The 16155-nt window shown below is 49.5% G+C and carries 14 protein-coding genes; 2 read left to right on the forward strand and 12 right to left on the reverse strand.

Annotated elements, in window-relative coordinates; translation table 11 throughout:
• Window positions 1–425 precede the first annotated feature (425 nt).
• From R6242_RS11880 to R6242_RS11900, 5 genes are read right to left on the reverse strand one after another with little or no spacing between them, the layout of a single operon-like run.
• Window positions 426–719, reverse strand: coding sequence for a copper-binding protein (locus tag R6242_RS11880; RefSeq protein WP_318427048.1), 294 nt, complete (start codon window positions 717–719; stop codon window positions 426–428).
• A 25-nt stretch (window positions 720–744) separates the two neighbouring features.
• Window positions 745–1215 (reverse strand): cupredoxin family protein, encoded by a 471-nt coding sequence (locus R6242_RS11885; RefSeq protein ID WP_318427050.1) that lies wholly within the window; start codon window positions 1213–1215, stop codon window positions 745–747.
• A gap of 24 nt (window positions 1216–1239) precedes the next feature.
• Window positions 1240–2643, reverse strand: coding sequence for a multicopper oxidase domain-containing protein (locus R6242_RS11890; protein ID WP_318427052.1), 1404 nt, complete (start codon window positions 2641–2643; stop codon window positions 1240–1242).
• Window positions 2644–2669: 26 nt separating this feature from the next.
• A complete protein-coding gene (locus R6242_RS11895) occupies window positions 2670–4097 on the reverse strand; it encodes a TolC family protein (RefSeq protein ID WP_318427054.1) in 1428 nt (475 codons plus the stop codon).
• Window positions 4090–4368 carry a hypothetical protein gene (locus R6242_RS11900; RefSeq protein ID WP_318427056.1) on the reverse strand — a complete coding sequence of 93 codons (279 nt, stop codon included), beginning with the start codon at window positions 4366–4368 and terminating at the stop codon, window positions 4090–4092. The genes R6242_RS11895 and R6242_RS11900 overlap by 8 nt, the downstream gene beginning before the upstream one ends.
• A gap of 153 nt (window positions 4369–4521) precedes the next feature.
• Here R6242_RS11900 and R6242_RS11905 point away from each other — a divergent pair, with 153 nt between their 5' ends.
• Together R6242_RS11905 and R6242_RS11910 are read left to right on the forward strand one after the other, a co-directional pair.
• Entirely contained in the window at window positions 4522–5202 is a 681-nt protein-coding gene (locus R6242_RS11905) for a heavy metal response regulator transcription factor (protein ID WP_318427058.1), read from the forward strand.
• Window positions 5203–5242: 40 nt separating this feature from the next.
• Window positions 5243–6607: a heavy metal sensor histidine kinase gene (locus R6242_RS11910; RefSeq protein WP_318427060.1), complete on the forward strand. Its 1365-nt coding sequence runs from the start codon at window positions 5243–5245 to the stop codon at window positions 6605–6607.
• A 181-nt stretch (window positions 6608–6788) separates the two neighbouring features.
• On the opposite strand, the gene R6242_RS11915 is transcribed toward R6242_RS11910, so the two are convergent.
• The 7 genes from R6242_RS11915 to R6242_RS11945 all read right to left on the reverse strand — a co-directional run bounded on the left by R6242_RS11915 (window position 6789) and on the right by R6242_RS11945 (window position 16149).
• Window positions 6789–9941: an efflux RND transporter permease subunit gene (locus R6242_RS11915; protein ID WP_318427062.1), complete on the reverse strand. Its 3153-nt coding sequence runs from the start codon at window positions 9939–9941 to the stop codon at window positions 6789–6791.
• Window positions 9938–11440 (reverse strand): efflux RND transporter periplasmic adaptor subunit, encoded by a 1503-nt coding sequence (locus R6242_RS11920; RefSeq protein ID WP_318427064.1) that lies wholly within the window; start codon window positions 11438–11440, stop codon window positions 9938–9940. The genes R6242_RS11915 and R6242_RS11920 overlap by 4 nt, the downstream gene beginning before the upstream one ends.
• A 64-nt stretch (window positions 11441–11504) precedes the next feature.
• Window positions 11505–12728, reverse strand: coding sequence for a TolC family protein (locus R6242_RS11925; RefSeq protein ID WP_318427067.1), 1224 nt, complete (start codon window positions 12726–12728; stop codon window positions 11505–11507).
• Window positions 12729–12830: 102 nt separating this feature from the next.
• Window positions 12831–13226, reverse strand: a complete 396-nt coding sequence (locus tag R6242_RS11930; protein WP_318427069.1) for a hypothetical protein — start codon at window positions 13224–13226, stop codon at window positions 12831–12833.
• Between the two features lie 244 nt (window positions 13227–13470).
• Window positions 13471–14187 carry an ABC transporter ATP-binding protein gene (locus tag R6242_RS11935; RefSeq protein WP_293932402.1) on the reverse strand — a complete coding sequence of 239 codons (717 nt, stop codon included), beginning with the start codon at window positions 14185–14187 and terminating at the stop codon, window positions 13471–13473.
• A 73-nt stretch (window positions 14188–14260) separates the two neighbouring features.
• A complete protein-coding gene (locus R6242_RS11940) occupies window positions 14261–15046 on the reverse strand; it encodes an ABC transporter ATP-binding protein (protein ID WP_293932404.1) in 786 nt (261 codons plus the stop codon).
• The gene (locus tag R6242_RS11945) at window positions 15043–16149 is read right to left on the reverse strand and encodes an ABC transporter permease subunit (protein ID WP_318427072.1); all 1107 of its coding nucleotides are present in this window, start codon (window positions 16147–16149) and stop codon (window positions 15043–15045) included. The genes R6242_RS11940 and R6242_RS11945 overlap by 4 nt, the downstream gene beginning before the upstream one ends.
• Between the last annotated feature and the right edge of the window lie 6 nt (window positions 16150–16155).

Raw genomic sequence — 16155 nt, forward strand, 5'->3', positions numbered from 1 at the left:
ATAAAGTTACATAGAGCCTGAACTGTGCATGAAATGGCACTAAACCTTGAAGCACAGAGGAAAAGGAGAGTACAGAGGACACAGAGGAAGGCAAAAAACAGGGCTTTATTTCCTCTGTGGGTCTCTGTGTTCTCTGTGGTTTAAGATTTAACCCTCTGATTCATATCATGATTTTTTTGGTTGGCGCGTATGGGATTGCGCCCCAATCCTATCAACTTAAGCAATATGCCATTCGTAGGGCGGGTGCAACCTTTGATCGATGCTAAAAAACACGGGTTGCACCCGCCCTACGATATTTATAATGAGATTGAGCAAGAGGCATAATCAGGTAAGTTGAAGTGTCTTTCCCAAAGGAAAGCCGTACACTTTATGAAGCAGGTATTACTCACCAGCAAAGAGGTCTTTTTTTAATTGCAAATAGAAAGCTATTTAGCCGCCTGAATATCGGTGACAACTAACTTGCCATTCTCACTAACCGCTTTAAATTTCACCTTATCACCCGCTTGCAAAGGCTCCAGCTGAGTCAGGTTTTTGGCAGTAAAAACCATTGTCATACTGGGCATATCTAGATTTTTAAGTTCACCGTGTTTTAACGTGATTTTTCCGGAAGATTTGTCGATTTTCTTGATTTCGCCATCACTAAGCTCATCGCTATTAGCAAAAGAGGTATTTAAGGCAAAAGCCATTGCCAGTACGGCGATTAATCGTGTGCTTTTCATGATCTACACTCCAGTCTTGAGTCTTTTATTTAGCAGCCGTTTTTACAGTAACAAAGCCCTTCATCCCTGCCTCATAATGGCCTGGACTCAGGCAAGAAAAGTTGATTTTGCCAAGCTGAGTAAATTGCCAAATCACTTCACCACTTTTACCCGCTGCTAAAGACAGCATATTCGGTTCGTCATGCTCCATTTCTGGATGCTTTTTCATCTCTAAGAGATGCTCTTTGATTTCTTTCTCAGAATTAAGAATAAATTCATGCTTCACTTTTCCCGTGTTTTTTACGGCAAAACGGACTGTTTCCCCCTGTTTAACTTCAATATTTTCTGGGCTAAAACGCATGGTATCGGCCATTTCAACGGTGATCGTGCGCGTGACTTTACTGGCAACACCGGGCTTGCCAATATTGTCACCGTGACCACCGGCATGATCGCCACTGGCCAAGGTCAAAGAAGAAAGAAACAGGGTCGTGATTGCGAGTAAAGGAATGGTTTTCATGGTATCTCCAGAGGCTATTTATCATTAATGGCCGGATTGGCCTTTCGGTTTACGGACTTGCACTTCTACTGCGGTTTTCTGTTTACGAGGCATACTGGCATCCCCCTCGGCTTTAAAGCGGGCGGGCTCGGCGAGCGGGCCTTGGTATTCATAAGCCACCGTACCTGCAGGATGTTTGTACCAGCCAGGATTTTTGTAATCCCCCGCTTTTTGATCACGCCTGACTTTCAGCATGCTAAACATGCCGCCCATTTCGACCGAGCCAAATGGGCCTTCGCCGGTCATCATTGGTACGGTGTTATCGGGAATCGGCATTTCCATTTCTGCCATATCGGCCATTCCGCGCTCGCCCATCACCATATAGTCAGGGATTAGTTCGGTGATTTTTTTGGCGAGTCCACGATGCTCTACGCCAATCATGGTTGGCAAATCGTGGCCCATGGCATTCATGGTGTGGTGGCTCTTATGGCAATGAAAGGCCCAATCGCCTTCTTCGTCGGCTAAAAACTCAATCTGGCGCATTTGCCCTACCGCCACATCGGTGGTGACTTCCGGCCAGCGCGTGCTTTTAGGCGTGGGGCCACCATCGGTGCCGGTGACCATAAACTCGTGCCCATGCAGATGGATGGGGTGATTGGTCATGGTTAAGTTGCCAATGCGGATACGCACCTTATCGTTTAAGCGCACATTTAAAGAATCAATACCAGGGAAAATACGGCTATTCCAAGACCACAAATTAAAATCATTCATGGTCATGATTTTGGGCGTGTAGCTGCCCGGATCGATATCGTAGGCGTTGAGTAAAAATACGAAGTCCCGATCGACTTCTGCAATGAGGGGATGCTTTGTTTTAGGGTGGGTAATCCAAAACCCCATCATGCCCATCGCCATTTGTGTCATTTCATCGGCATGGGGGTGATACATAAACGTGCCAGGCCGCCGCGCCACAAATTCATAAACAAAGGTTTTGCCTGGCCCAATTGCTTTCTGATTCAAACCTGAAACGCCGTCCATGCCATTAGGCAGACGCTGGCCATGCCAATGCACGCTGGTGTGCTCAGGGAGTTTATTGCTTACAAAGATACGCACCCGATCGCCTTCGACTACTTCAATAGTTGGGCCGGGCGATTGGCCGTTGTATCCCCATAAATGCGCCTTAAAGCCAGGGGCCATTTCCCTGACGACGGGCTCTGCCACGAGGTGAAACTCTTTCACACCCTGATTCATACGCCAAGGCAGGGTCCAGCCATTTAAAGTCACTACCGGGTTATAAGGGCGGCCGTTTTCTGGAACTAAGGGCGGCATGGTGTCGGGCAGGGTTTGGCTAACTGGCTCAGGCAAGGCTGCCATAGCCACTTTGCTCACACTGGCGGCAATCACTGCACCGGCCATACCGGCCGTTCTTAAAAAATCTCGTCTTGAATTCATCACTGCTGCCTTTTTAATGAATGAGCTTAATGCCCTGCATCTGCACTGGCACTTCCCGCTGTCACTGAGCTGATCATTGATGCACTGGGTTTGCCCATCAGTTCGGCTTGCAAGGCCGCGTCACTAAGCCAGAACTGCTGCTCTGCCGCGATGGCTGAAATAACACTGCTAATTTGCTCACGAGAATCTGCTAATAACTCAAAGACACTGATCAGCATGCCGTTGTAACGCAGGGTATTTTCTTCCGCGATGACTTTTCGTAAAGGCAGCACTTCATCCCGGTAGTGACGGCTCATATCGTAGGCCGTTCGATAGGCGGAATAACTGCTGCGTAAATTTGAACCCGCTGCCCGCACCGTGGCCTCCAAGCGATTGGCCGCCACTAATGTTTGGGCATTCATGGCATCGCGTTGGCCACCGCCCCAGTCAAATAGCGGTAAACGCAGCGCAATTTCATATCCCTTGCGATTCTTTTTTGTCCCTTCTGCATTGACGGTGTCATGGCGTACGCCTAACTCGATATCAATTAAGCTGGTCAGTCCATTCAGCCCCTGCGCCTTTGCTGAAGCATCAAATGTGGCCTTGGCTAGTTTGATATCTAGCCGTTCTTTGCTGGCCAGCTGACTAATTTCTTCTGTACTACGGGGGCTCTTAGGAAGATCAGGCAATTTATTGGGCAACTGGAGTTGAGCGGCTTGGGCATCATTTAAACCCAGCACCCGAACTAACTCTTCACGGCTAGCAAGGGCTAGATGTTGTGCTGCAGCCCATTGCGTAGCAGATTCAGCATAAAAAATTTGCTGTTTTGCATGGGCTAAACGGCTGTAATTGCCTACGGCTAGTAATCGCCGAGCGAGTTCGGCACTGGCTTCTGCGGTATTAAAAACTTGTTTGGCGTATACCAAACCCTGCTGCGCGGCAACCGCCTTTACCCACACTTGACGTATCTGAGTGACTTGCTCAATCGTATCTAAGCTCAGTTGCAGCTGAGCCTGCCCGATACGCCGCTGCGCTATATCGTAGCGCTGAGGCAAGGTGAGCAAATCCAGCAGGCCAAAAGACAGTAAACGACCCAGTTCAAGCTCACTCCCTAGAGTGACCCGCTCAAAAGTGAAGAGTGGATTAGTAATACGCCCAGATTGCGCCGCGCTTGCCGCATCGGCCCAGCTTTGCGCCAACATGGCCTGCACATTGGGGCTATTGAGCAAGGCCAAATGAACAGCACTATTTTGGTCTAATGGCTTTTGCAATAAATCAGCCGCCTCTTTATCCATCTCCGCGCGCTGCGCGCTTGTCGTCGCGAGGGCCAGCTTGCCTTGGGTAAAAGAGACGGCCGTTTGATTACTTTGTGCGAGCGATCGCTCAAAATCGACACTGGCACACCCTGTTAATCCCAGAGCAGACAAGCTCAGAACTACAAGCCTCGTTCTCGACCCATGGAATAGTTTATTCATGAGCCGCTCCATGACTTGCATCGGGCTGAGTCTGAGGTGCAGAAGCTTGCCTTGCCTCTTTGGCATACACGCGCCAGCCACCTATTTTGGCGACCGTATCATTGGCTTCACGCCAAGGAATAAGCACCTGTTCTCGATATGGCTGATATTGAACCAGCACTGAGTGGTATTCCAAGCGTGTAATAGGCGCTGGGGCGCTGGTTTCATCCGATTGGGCAGCAGCCGTCGTCAAAAGCAAACTGATGAAAAACAGGGATATGCATGGTTTCATGGCTGCCTCGACCCAATGGTTGGTTAAACTGACTAAGTCAGCAGTATAGACACGACATACCCATTGCAAAGATGACCCAAACATTACAAATTTGTCATAAACCAAAGCAAGAGAAGATTCAGGATAGAATTTAAGCAACAAAGGGGAATAGAAATGCGCATCTTAATTATTGAAGATGAGAGCAAAACAGCCGCTTATTTAAAGCAGGGCTTAAGTGAGAGCGGCTATGCCATTGATATCGCCAGCAATGGCATTGATGGCTTACATAAAGCGCTAGAAGAAGAGTTTGATTTAATTATTTTGGATGTGATGCTGCCTCTACTCGATGGTTGGGGTGTGCTCGATGGCCTGCGCCGCAGCAAGCAAACTCCAGTCCTCATGCTCACTGCACGTAGCCGGGTTGATGATCGGGTGCGCGGGCTAGAGTCGGGCGCAGATGATTATTTGCCTAAGCCCTTTGCCTTTCCTGAACTGCTAGCTCGTATTAAAGTGCTGCTTAAAAGAAACAATAAAGTGAGCCCCGTCGAGACTTTGCAACTGGCAGGGCTAGAGTTAGATCCTGTTAAACATAAAGCCTACCGTAATCAACAACAGATCGACCTGACCGCCCGTGAATTTGCCCTGCTGCATTTGCTGATGCGCCGCCATGGCGAAGTGCTGACACGCACTCTGATTGCCTCTAATGTATGGGATGTTAATTTTGATACTGACACTAATATTGTGGATGTAGCGATTCGCCGTCTAAGAGGCAAAGTAGATGATGGCTTTAGCCCTAAGCTCATTCATACCGTGCGTGGTGTGGGCTATGTTTTTGAAGCAAGGGACGAGGAATGATGGCCGCGTTTAGTGAGCTTTCTCAGGCTAGGTATCAAGCATGAAAGTGCCAAAATCTTTAGCTTGGCGGGTAGGCGGCATGGTGGGAGTATTTTGTGCTGTCTTGGTTCTTTTAATTGCCATTGGAACAGATCACTTATTGCGTTTAGCTTTAGATAAACGGGCCAAAACTGAACTGATCGGCAAAATGGAAGTTTTGCAGCAGGTGCTTAACGCTAATACCAGTGCTGATGAATCCAAGCTCTCCGCACAATTAGTCGGCCATCCTTATTTACACTGGGCCCTCGTTTCAGATTCGACAGTTTTAAAAAGTTCGGACCCTTTTGCCAGAGAGCAAGCCCTTGCCCAAGCCCGCCCCCAATCTAAATGGATTGCTGGTGTGTTCGCTAGAAAAAACAACCTAGGTGATCCTATCTTACTAGGCATTCAAGCACACCCTACACAAGCACAATGGCTGCTGGTTTTTTTAGAAAGGGAAAGTGATCAAAAACTGCTGCTTCTATTTCGCCAATCTCAGGCTTTAGCGCTACCATTTGCCGTGTTGTTTATTGCGCTAGGCTCATGGCTGGTTGCTAAGCGCGCTTTGCAGCCCTTGCAAACCTTTAATGCTTTGGTGAGCTCTGTGACCGCAGCATCATTACATGCCCGATTAGGTATTGAAGCGGTACCAACCGAGTTACAAGAACTAGCAATCAGCTTTAATGGCATGTTGCAGCGCTTAGAGAATAGCGTTGAACGGCTATCACAATTCTCTGCCGATCTAGCGCATGAAATGCGTACGCCATTGAGTAATGTATTGGGCGACATTCAGGTGAATCTGAGTAAAACCCGTGAGGTGGCGGATTATCAGCGCGTATTGGCCTCGGCCGAAGAAGAGCTACTACGGCTAAATCGTTTAATCAATGATCTCTTATTTCTAGCCAATGCGGAACAAGCCGAACAGGCTTTGAATCTAGAAGAAATCGAGCTGAAGCCACTGATTGAAATGCTGTTTGATTTCTTTGATGCGCTTGCCGAAAGCAAAAACATCCAATTGCTCGTAAGTGGTAGCGGTCAAATATTAGCTGACAAATCCATGCTGCAACGCGCCCTGACCAATTTACTCTCTAATGCTATTCGGCATGCCGATCTTGCCAGCGCTATTACAGTAGCAATAGGGCAAGATCCGCAAATGCTAAATATTGCGATCACTAATAAAGGAGAGATAATTCATCCTGAGCATCATGCACACTTATTTGAGCGTTTCTACCGAGTAGACCCCGCCCGTAGCCGCAACGATGGTGGCTCAGGCTTGGGCCTCGCCATTATTTCCTCAATTATGAAACTACATCATGGCGATGTTGATGTAAGTTGCAGTTCAAACACCACGACGTTTCGACTTCGCTTTAAAAATACATCAAGATAAAAATAGGCAATATGAATGGGGCAAGTAGATAAGGCGACCAAAGCCGCCTTATCTACTTAGCAAATTGCTTTTATCGCAATCACGGTTATGGACATGCTTGTTCCTTCTATCTGCAGCTCAAAAGTGACTTGCTGACCGATATCTGCTTATAGAAAGTGATTTATGTATGAATAAATCCTTTTTACATAGATGTGGTACTTAAAAGGCTTGAGCCACGGCGGCGCATCAAGTAATACGCCGCAGGAATCACAAACATGGAGAGCAACGGCGCGGTGAGCATGCCGCCGACCATGGGGGCGGCGATTCGGCTCATGACTTCTGAGCCTGCGCCACTGCCCCACAAAATTGGCAATAGCCCTGCCAAGATAACTGAAACGGTCATGGCCTTGGGCCTCACTCTAAGCACCGCGCCTTCGCGGATTGCATCCAAGATCACGGCTAGCTCTAGTGGGCCATCTCCTACTTGTCGTTTCTCTAATGCCTGTTTGAGATACAGCAGCATGATTACGCCAAACTCTGCCGATACCCCTGCCAGCGCAATAAAGCCGACGCCGGTGGTGATGGATAGGTGATAGCCCAGCATATACAAAAACCACATGCCGCCCACCAATGAGAATGGCAGCGTGGCCATAATCAGCAGCGCTTCATCGATGCGCCTAAAGGTGAGATACAGCAACACAAAAATAATCATCAGCGTGGCTGGAATCACCAGCTTGAGCTTGGCATTAGCGCGTTCTAAAAATTCAAACTGCCCTGAGTAGCTAACACTTACGCCGGAACTGAATGTGACTTGCTTATCAATGGCAGCTTGCAAACGATGGACGACGCTGACTAAATCGCTATCTCTTACATCGATATAAATCCACGAGGCTAGGCGGCCGTTTTCGCTTTTAAGCATGGGCGGGCCGTCGGCGATACTGATTTTGGCGACCGATCCTAAGGTGATTTGTTGACCATTTGCCGTCACAATCGGCAGATTACGCAGCGCCTCGGGCGAGTCTCTTAGCTCACGTGGGTAGCGCACATTGATTGGGTAGCGGGCCGTGCCTTCTACCGTTTCACCAACATTTTCACCACCAATCAAGCGGGCGACCACCGATTGCACATCGGCCACATTTAGGCCATAGCGAGCGGCGGCGGCGCGGTTGATATCCACATCGATATAGCGCCCGCCACTGAGGCGCTCGGCCAAGGCCGATGAAACACCGTTGACGGTTTTTGCGACCTTTTCGATGGCAATCGCGGTGGCATCGATGCTGGCGATATCGGTGCCTGCCACCTTGATACCGATGGGGCTTTTAATGCCAGTGGCCAGCATATCGATACGGTTACGAATCGGCGGCACCCATAGATTAGCAAGGCCGGGGATTTGCACCGTGCGATCAAGTTCTTCCACCAGTTTTTTAGGCGTCATGCCCGGCCGCCATTGATCTTGCGGCTTAAAGTGGATGGTGGTTTCAAACATCTCCATGGGCGAATTATCGGTGGCGGTTTCTGCTCTACCTGCTTTACCAAAGACGGTGGCGACTTCAGGGATGGTTTTAATTAGGCGATCACTTTGTTGCAGCAACTCGGCGGCTTTGCCTGCGGATAGGCCGGGCAAGGCGCTGGGCATATACAGCAAATCGCCCTCGTTCATTTGTGGCAGAAACTCGCCACCTAATTGGCTGGCAGGCCACAGCGCAGTGATAAACACCAAGGCCGCTGCGATTAAGGTGGTTTTTGGGCGCTTGAGCACCGCCTCTAGCATCGGGGAATACACCTTGATCAAAAAGCGATTCAAGGGATTACGGTTTTCATCGGGAATAGCACCGCGTATCCAATAGCCCATTAAAATCGGCACTAGCGTGATCGATATCCCCGCCGCCGCCGCCATGGCATAGGTTTTGGTGAAGGCCAGAGGCGCGAATAGTCGGCCTTCTTGTGCCTCTAAAGTAAAAATAGGAATAAAAGACAGGGTGATAATCAAGAGACTAAAAAATAAGGCAGGCCCCACTTCGGCAGCAGCATGGCCAATCACCATCCAGTGTTCGGCCCCAGTGAGTTTTTCACCTGGATTAGCATGGTGCGCCCATTCTTCGAGTTTTTTATGCGCGTTTTCTATCATCACCACGGCAGCGTCAACCATGGCCCCAATGGCAATAGCAATCCCGCCCAACGACATAATATTCGCGTTTACGCCCTGATAATGCATCACGATAAACGCCGCTAATACGCCCAGCGGCAGCGAAATAATGGCGACCAACGCCGAGCGTAGATGCCATAAAAATACGGCGCAGACGAGGGCGACAACGATAAATTCCTCGAGTAATTTATGGCTCAGATTCTCTATCGCATGATCAATCAACTGGCTGCGATCATAGGTGGTAACGATTTCTACCCCCGCAGGTAGGCTTTTCTTGAGCTGCTCTAGCTTGGCCTGCACTGCGCTAATCGTGGCGCGGGCATTTTTGCCAGAGCGCAAAATGACTACGCCACCGGCTACTTCGCCTTCGCCATTGAGCTCAGCAATGCCACGGCGCATTTCTGGCCCAATCTGGATGCGGGCTACGTCCCCCAACTGCACAGCTACGCCATTAACCGATGTTTTAAGGGGGATGGCTCTAAAATCATCCAGCGTTTTTAAATAACCGCTGGCACGCACCATATATTCGCTTTCGGCCAGCTCAATCACCGCACCGCCGGTTTCTTGATTGGCCTTTGCCAAGGCCTCAATCGCCACATCATGGCTAATGCCAAAACTGGCTAATTTCAGCGGATCAAGCACTACCTGATATTGCTTGACCATGCCGCCAATCGCCGCCACTTCGGCCACATTGGGCAGCGTCTTAAGCTCGTACTTAAGAAACCAATCTTGCAAACTGCGCAGATCAGCCAAGCTATGCTTACCGCTTTTATCGACCAGCGCATATTCGTAAATCCAGCCTACCCCCGTGGCATCTGGCCCTAAGGCTGGACGAGCTGCAGCGGGTAATTTCGCTTGAACTTGATTTAAGTATTCTAAAACACGAGAACGCGCCCAATAGAGGTCGGTGTTGTCATCAAATAAAACGTAGACATAAGAATCACCAAAAAAAGAAAAGCCCCTGACGGTTTTAACACCTGGCACAGAAAGCATGGTAGTGGTGAGCGGGTACGTGACCTGATCCTCAACAATCCTTGGCGCTTGCCCCGGATAAGGCGTGCGAATAATCACCTGCACATCGGATAAATCCGGCAAAGCGTCGATAGGTGCATTTTTAACCGCCCAAATGCCCCACGCCACTAACATGACCGTAGCGAGTAAGACCAAAAAACGATTACGAATCGACCAGTAAATAACTTTGGCAATCATGACTGACCTCCCGTGGCAAGGACCGAAATACTTTGCACCACACTGCCTTGCTCAATAAAGGAGAAATTCACCTGCTGGCCAACGCGAATTCCCTTGGCTAAATTGGGGTTAGCTAAGGGGAAAGGCATGGTCATGGCAGGCCAGTTAAGGGAAGCAATGGCACCGTGCTCTAGCGTGACTTGCTTACTATCGATAGCTTTAACGATGCCCTGGCCTTGGTGCATCTCTTGAGTGGGGGTAAGGGTGGAATGGAGGGCGTGAGTAGACGCGGCAGCAGAAGCCGCAGCCGCAGGGTTCATCCTTGCCAATACCCCACGCAAGCTGGCCTCGGAATCAATCATAAATTGCCCAGAAACTACAATCTGCTCGCCTTCTTTTAGGCCTGAAATAATCTCGGTTTGCCCTTGATGCTCGCGGCCCGTTTTAACGTCGCTGGGTGTAAAGCGCCCTTGGCCGTCGCTCACCACCACCACGCTGCGTTTGCCGGTGGCGATAATGCTTTCGCTTGGCACCAGCAAGACCGCTGCGCTGTCAGGGCTAGCCAGAGAAATACGCGCAAACATGCCAGGGCGTAACAACCCTTGGGGGTTAGCAATCTCCGCCCTCACCCTTAGGCTGCGTGTTTCTTTATTCAATTCAGGTACAAGAGCCGTGACTTTGCCGCTGATGGGCGCATTGGGCCACGCGGCAAAAAGGGCATGCACCGGTGCGCCAATTTGTAGCGTGGCTGCTTGGGCCTCTGGTACTTCAGCCTCAATCCACATGCTAGCTAAACCATTAATTCGCACCAGTGGCGCACCCACACTCAATACCATGCCTTGCCGCACAGATAGCTCGGCAATCATGCCGCTACGGGGCGCCGTAATGGTGATGGTGGCTTGCGGCTGGCCGCTTTGTTTTAGGCGGGCAATTTGCGCCGTACTCATGCCAAGCTGCTGCAGGCGAGAGAGCATCGGGCCTGCCAGCTCGGCATCATGGCGCAATGCTAGATATTCATTTTGCGCGGCTAGCCATTCGGGTACACGCAGCTCGGCAATCGGCGCACCAGCTTGAATGACATCGCCGTTTGCCAGTGGATATACCCGCTCCACAATGCCATTGCTACGCGCTTGCACAATCGCCACATCTCTATCGTTAAATACCACACTGCTGGGCACTTCAATCCCTTGATTTATCGTGCCGAGACGCGCCGTGGCCAACTTAAGGCCGGTGTTTTGTGTGAGGCTGGGGTCAATCTTGATACTGGCATTTGCCGTAGATGAAGATGAATCAGCGGCATCGGCATAGCGAGGCACCAGCTCCATGTCCATAAAGGGAGATTTACCTGGCTGATCGAAATGCTGTTCTGGCTTCATCGGGTCGTACCAATAAAGAGCTTTGCGTGCCTCTACGGGGGCGCTGAGGTTGGAGTGGGCTTGCATTGGTTTTAACCACCAACCTGCGGCACTTCCAATAAAAAGGGCGGCAATGGCTAAGGTGATTGTGTTGTTGCGATTCATGATTAATGGCCCCCAGTTAGGAAGAGGATATGTCCTTGAATGGCGGTGAGGCAGGTGTTTAGATTCATGATGAATACCCTCCAGTTAGGAAGAATATTTGCGCCTGAATAGCGGCAAGGCGGGAGGCTAGATCAAGGGCGCGTAATTGAGCCACTCGCTTGGTTTTGCGTACTTCAAGCACCGCATTGCTACTGCCCTTGCCAGATTGCAGCCCTGCTAAGGCCAGCTCAGTCTGCTTTTGAATGAGGGGCAGAGTCTGTTGCTTCAGCCTTTGTAGCTGGCTAGTCAGTGCATCGCCTTGCGCATTTAACTCGGCATATTGCTGACGATAGCCCGCACTACGAGCGGTTTTTTCTGCTTCGGCACGTTGCAAATTGGCGGTAGCGGCGGCGATTTTAGGGTCTTGCCGCGAGGCGGTAAAAAACGGTAGGTCGAAAGAGACTTTGACCATCGCTTGGTTTTGCCCCATATCGCTGCGTTGCAGGGCCAGCTCCAACCCCCAATCGGGATGCTTGCCTGCTTCCATCAGCGCCAATTCGGCACGGGCGGCGCTAATTTGCGAGCTGGCCACGTGCAGATCGGGCTGCTTGCTAAATTGATCAAATTGATCGTTGGAAGTTGGCTCGCGTTGCCATACAGGGAGTGAGCCACTGATGGGCTCGGCAGCGCGATCTAGCCCAATCCAGCGTGCCAATAGCGCCCGTGCTTGTTGAATCTCACTATTCAAGTCATCCCGTGCATCGGCTAATTGCTGGGCTTCTAGCTGTGCGGCTAAGGCATTGTCGGCGGTGCCGCCGCCTGCCAATGCTGCGCGGCTGAGGCTTAAGCTGTTTTTATTTTCAATAACTTGCGCATCAAGGATTTGTATTTTTTCTTGTGCGTAATACAGGCTTAGCCAAGCGAGTGTGGTGGCTCGTTGTACATTGAGCTGTGCATAGCGATGTTGAGCACTACTCACTTGCCACGCTGCCGTGGCAATTTGGCGCTCAGCAGCCCGCTTGCTCGCATTAGGAAACTCCTGCATCAGGCCAATACTGCGCATTGATTTGCCAATACGGTATTGGTCTTCTCCCTCGAGTGGAAGGTTATCAATGGCAAAAGAGAGCTTAGGGTCAGGTAACGCACCTGCAGATAGCGTTAAAAATTGAGCTGCATCAGCACCTGATCGGCTGGCAACAAGATCAGGGGCGTAATTTTGAGCTGCAGTTAAGGCTTCATCTAAGGTCAGAGCCTGTGCGCTGGCCGCGCAAAGTAATAGCGCAATACTGCGCAGTGCATAAGGAAACATGCGTGTTTCTCCAGATCAAACTGAATACGAAACACCAAAACGTGCAGGCGAGCGAAGACGCACTGCTGTCCTAGTGATGTTCAAATGGATCAGAGAAATAGGCTAGTTACGAAAAACTTGATATTGGATACGTAAGGGCGGGGAGGATGCGAGAAGTGTAGGTGGCGCTGCTAATTGCTGATTAGCCATCGGCAAATAGCTATCGAATAAAGGCGCAAGATAAAACAGGGTAAAGAGCTGTGGAGCAGGCAAATCTGGTGTTTTATGTGCTTCTAATTGTGAATCTTTTTGACAGTGCGCTTTGCATACCAAGGGCTGCTGGTTGGCTTTCATATCCACACAATCGCTCATATCAGCCATTTGCATCATAACAGGCGCAGTAGGCAAGCTTGCTAGAGCATCCGCGCAGGCATAAGCCGCTACAACGAACTGGCTGAATGTCAGCAAGATTATCATGAGCAGAACAGCGAGCGGATGGGCTAAAAAGCGATGTTTCATGAGCCTAGCTTTAGTGGGGGCAGCAGTAGCTTACCTTACGAATATATAGTGCATTGCAATTGTTTTTGTTAAATTTAAATATAAGGGCTCAAATCAATAAATTTCACCATCCTGATCAGCAACACAATTGGGCAGGGGCCTTGTATATTTTATTGGTTTTTCGTGAGTAAATAGTTGATATGCATAAAATTGGGTGCGTAAAAAAACGAGCCAGCGATGTGGCTCGTTTTTACGTTAATAGCAATTACTCGCCCAAATAGGCCTGTTGAATTTTGGGGTTGGCGAGTAAGTTTTCTGCTGTATCTGCCAAGGTGATCTTGCCCGATTCCATCACATAGCCTCGGTTGGCCGTTTGCAGTGCCAACTTGGCATTTTGCTCTACCAACAGCATGGTGACGCCTTCGGCAGCGATCATTTTAATGATCTCAAAAATCTTCTGCACAATAATCGGCGCAAGGCCCATTGAAGGCTCATCCAGCAGCAATAGCTTAGGGCGGCCAAGGATGGCGCGGCCAATCGCGACCATCTGCTGCTCGCCTCCTGAAAGCGTGCCGGCTAGTTGTTTCATTCGCTCTTTTAGGCGCGGGAACAGGTAGTAAACACGTTCCATATCGTGGGCAATGCCCGCTTTATCGTTGCGGGTATAGGCACCCATCAGTAGGTTTTCTTCAACGGTGAGGCGGCTAAAAATGCCTCGCCCTTCGGGCACCATGATCAGCCCTTGTTTTACATAATCGTAAATAGGTTTTTGGGCGGTTGATTTACCATCAAATAAAATATCGCCTGAGCTAGGTTTGCACATGCCAATCAGCGTTTTTAGCGTGGTGGTTTTGCCTGCACCATTAGCCCCGATCAGGGCAACAAGCTCGCCTTGATTAATTTCTAAATCAATTCCTTTTACGGCATGGATGCCGCCATAGGCGACTTTTAAGTCTTTTACTTGCAGCAATGGGCTGGACATTATGGTGCAACTCCTAGGCCAAGTGATGCGCAAAGCGTTGCTCTTATGCCGCTTATTTGTAGAAATAGAATACTCATTCTGGGGCTACTCCTAGATAAGCCTCGATCACGCGCGGATCATTTTTTACTGAATCGGGGATGCCTTCAGCAATTTTTTTGCCGTAGTCGAGCACTGCAATCCGATCACACAGATCCATCATTAGTTTGACGTCGTGTTCAATTAATAAAATAGTCACGCCATCATCGCGGATTTTTTGCATGAGTTTTTTAAGGTCGCCCGTTTCTTTTGGGTTCATCCCTGCTGCTGGCTCATCCAAAGCCAGTAGCGTAGGGCGAGTTGCCAGCGCGCGTGCAATTTCTAGGCGGCGCTGATCACCGTAAGAGAGATTACGGGCCAATTCTTTGGCGTGTTTGCTAATGCCTACATAATCGAGCAGCTCATGAGCTTTGCTATGAATGTCTGCTTCTTCTTTTACGGCTTTGGGGCTGTGAAAAATAGCGCCCAAAATGCCAGAGTGGGTGCGCACATGCTGGCCGACCATAACGTTTTCTAGTGCCGTCATATTGGCAAATAAACGGATATTCTGGAAAGTGCGCGCAATACCTGATTCCACTACGACGTTGGGTTTTTTTCGGAATAAATCTAAACCATTAAAACTAAAGCTGCCTTCGTCGGGTTGATATAGCCCTGTTAAGACGTTGAATAGGGTAGTTTTACCTGCACCATTTGGGCCGATCAGGCCATAAATCTCGCCCTTGTTAATGGTGAGGCCCACGCTAGACAAAGCGTGTAGGCCGCCAAAACGCTTGGTAATGCCATCAATTTTGAGTAGAACTTCTTTAGTTTCTAGCGCGCTCATGCTTTTGCCTCTTCATCTTTTTCGTGGAACTCTGCTTTACGGCGTTGCGATGGCCATAGGCCCTCTGGGCGCAGCAGCATAATCACGATCATGGCAAGGCCAAAAATCAGCATGCGTAAGTTTTCGGGGTCAACCACACGGCGGCCAACAATGGCTTGCTGCAGTGGGTTGATCACATCGCGCAGAATTTCTGGGGTGATAGACACAATGATTGCGCCTAAAATAACGCCAGGAATATGCCCCATACCGCCTAATACCACCATGCATAACACCATGATGGATTCCATTAGCACAAATGATTCAGGTGAAACAAAGCCTTGGAAGCTGGCAAATAAAGCACCTGATACCCCCCCAAAGCTGGCACCCATCGCAAACGCCAGCAGCTTGATATTGCGGGTGTTGATGCCCATCGCGTTGGCGGCGATTTCATCTTCACGAATGGCCACCCAAGCGCGGCCAATACGTGAATTTTGTAAACGCATGGAGACAAAAATAATCAACAGGCAGAAGGCAAGAATTAAGTAATAGTAAAGGTGTACTTTTTCAAATGTTAGCCCTAGAAACTCAATCGGGCGGCCAAAATCATAAGGGCCAACATGAATGCTTTTAATATTATTAATACCCTGTGGGCCATTGGTGATATTGATCGGGCGATCTAGATTATTCATAAAGATGCGGATAATTTCACCGAATCCTAAAGTCACAATCGCCAAATAATCGCCGCGTAGTTTTAATGTAGGCGAGCCAAGTAATACGCCAAATAAACCCGCCACCAAGCCCGCTAGTAAAATCATCACAGGGAATGAAGGGTAAATCAGCCAAGCTGGCAGAACGGCAGCCAGATGTGGCGAATTTAAAATGGCATAAAGGTAAGCGCCCACGGCATAAAAGGCGATATAACCCAAATCTAATAGGCCAGCGTAGCCCACTACAATATTGAGTCCGAGCGCCAGCATGATATACAGCAGGGCAAAATCGATGGTGCGGATCCATGATTTGCCGCTTTCAAAGCTGCCGGTCAGCACAAAAGGCAGAATGAGCATCACGACCGCAAGTATGGCCATGGCGATCAGCCGTTGGCGAGGATTTTCTAGTTTTAGCATTTTAAT

It is taken from the genome of Iodobacter sp. CM08, from assembly GCF_033446605.1.
Lineage (GTDB): Bacteria > Pseudomonadota > Gammaproteobacteria > Burkholderiales > Chitinibacteraceae > Iodobacter.

What these genes read in the sequence shown, in the direction of transcription:
- R6242_RS11915 (WP_318427062.1), bottom strand. Translation starts at nt 9,941, where the DNA reads ATGATTGCCAAAGTTATTTACTGGTCGATTCGTAATCGTTTTTTGGTC.
- R6242_RS11900 (WP_318427056.1), bottom strand. Translation starts at nt 4,368, where the DNA reads ATGAAACCATGCATATCCCTGTTTTTCATCAGTTTGCTTTTGACGACG.
- R6242_RS11935 (WP_293932402.1), bottom strand. Translation starts at nt 14,187, where the DNA reads ATGTCCAGCCCATTGCTGCAAGTAAAAGACTTAAAAGTCGCCTATGGC.
- R6242_RS11905 (WP_318427058.1), top strand. Translation starts at nt 4,522, where the DNA reads ATGCGCATCTTAATTATTGAAGATGAGAGCAAAACAGCCGCTTATTTA.
- R6242_RS11945 (WP_318427072.1), bottom strand. Translation starts at nt 16,149, where the DNA reads ATGCTAAAACTAGAAAATCCTCGCCAACGGCTGATCGCCATGGCCATA.
- R6242_RS11910 (WP_318427060.1), top strand. Translation starts at nt 5,243, where the DNA reads ATGAAAGTGCCAAAATCTTTAGCTTGGCGGGTAGGCGGCATGGTGGGA.
- R6242_RS11890 (WP_318427052.1), bottom strand. Translation starts at nt 2,643, where the DNA reads ATGAATTCAAGACGAGATTTTTTAAGAACGGCCGGTATGGCCGGTGCA.
- R6242_RS11895 (WP_318427054.1), bottom strand. Translation starts at nt 4,097, where the DNA reads ATGAATAAACTATTCCATGGGTCGAGAACGAGGCTTGTAGTTCTGAGC.
- R6242_RS11925 (WP_318427067.1), bottom strand. Translation starts at nt 12,728, where the DNA reads ATGTTTCCTTATGCACTGCGCAGTATTGCGCTATTACTTTGCGCGGCC.
- R6242_RS11920 (WP_318427064.1), bottom strand. Translation starts at nt 11,440, where the DNA reads ATGAATCGCAACAACACAATCACCTTAGCCATTGCCGCCCTTTTTATT.
- R6242_RS11880 (WP_318427048.1), bottom strand. Translation starts at nt 719, where the DNA reads ATGAAAAGCACACGATTAATCGCCGTACTGGCAATGGCTTTTGCCTTA.
- R6242_RS11940 (WP_293932404.1), bottom strand. Translation starts at nt 15,046, where the DNA reads ATGAGCGCGCTAGAAACTAAAGAAGTTCTACTCAAAATTGATGGCATT.
- R6242_RS11930 (WP_318427069.1), bottom strand. Translation starts at nt 13,226, where the DNA reads ATGAAACATCGCTTTTTAGCCCATCCGCTCGCTGTTCTGCTCATGATA.
- R6242_RS11885 (WP_318427050.1), bottom strand. Translation starts at nt 1,215, where the DNA reads ATGAAAACCATTCCTTTACTCGCAATCACGACCCTGTTTCTTTCTTCT.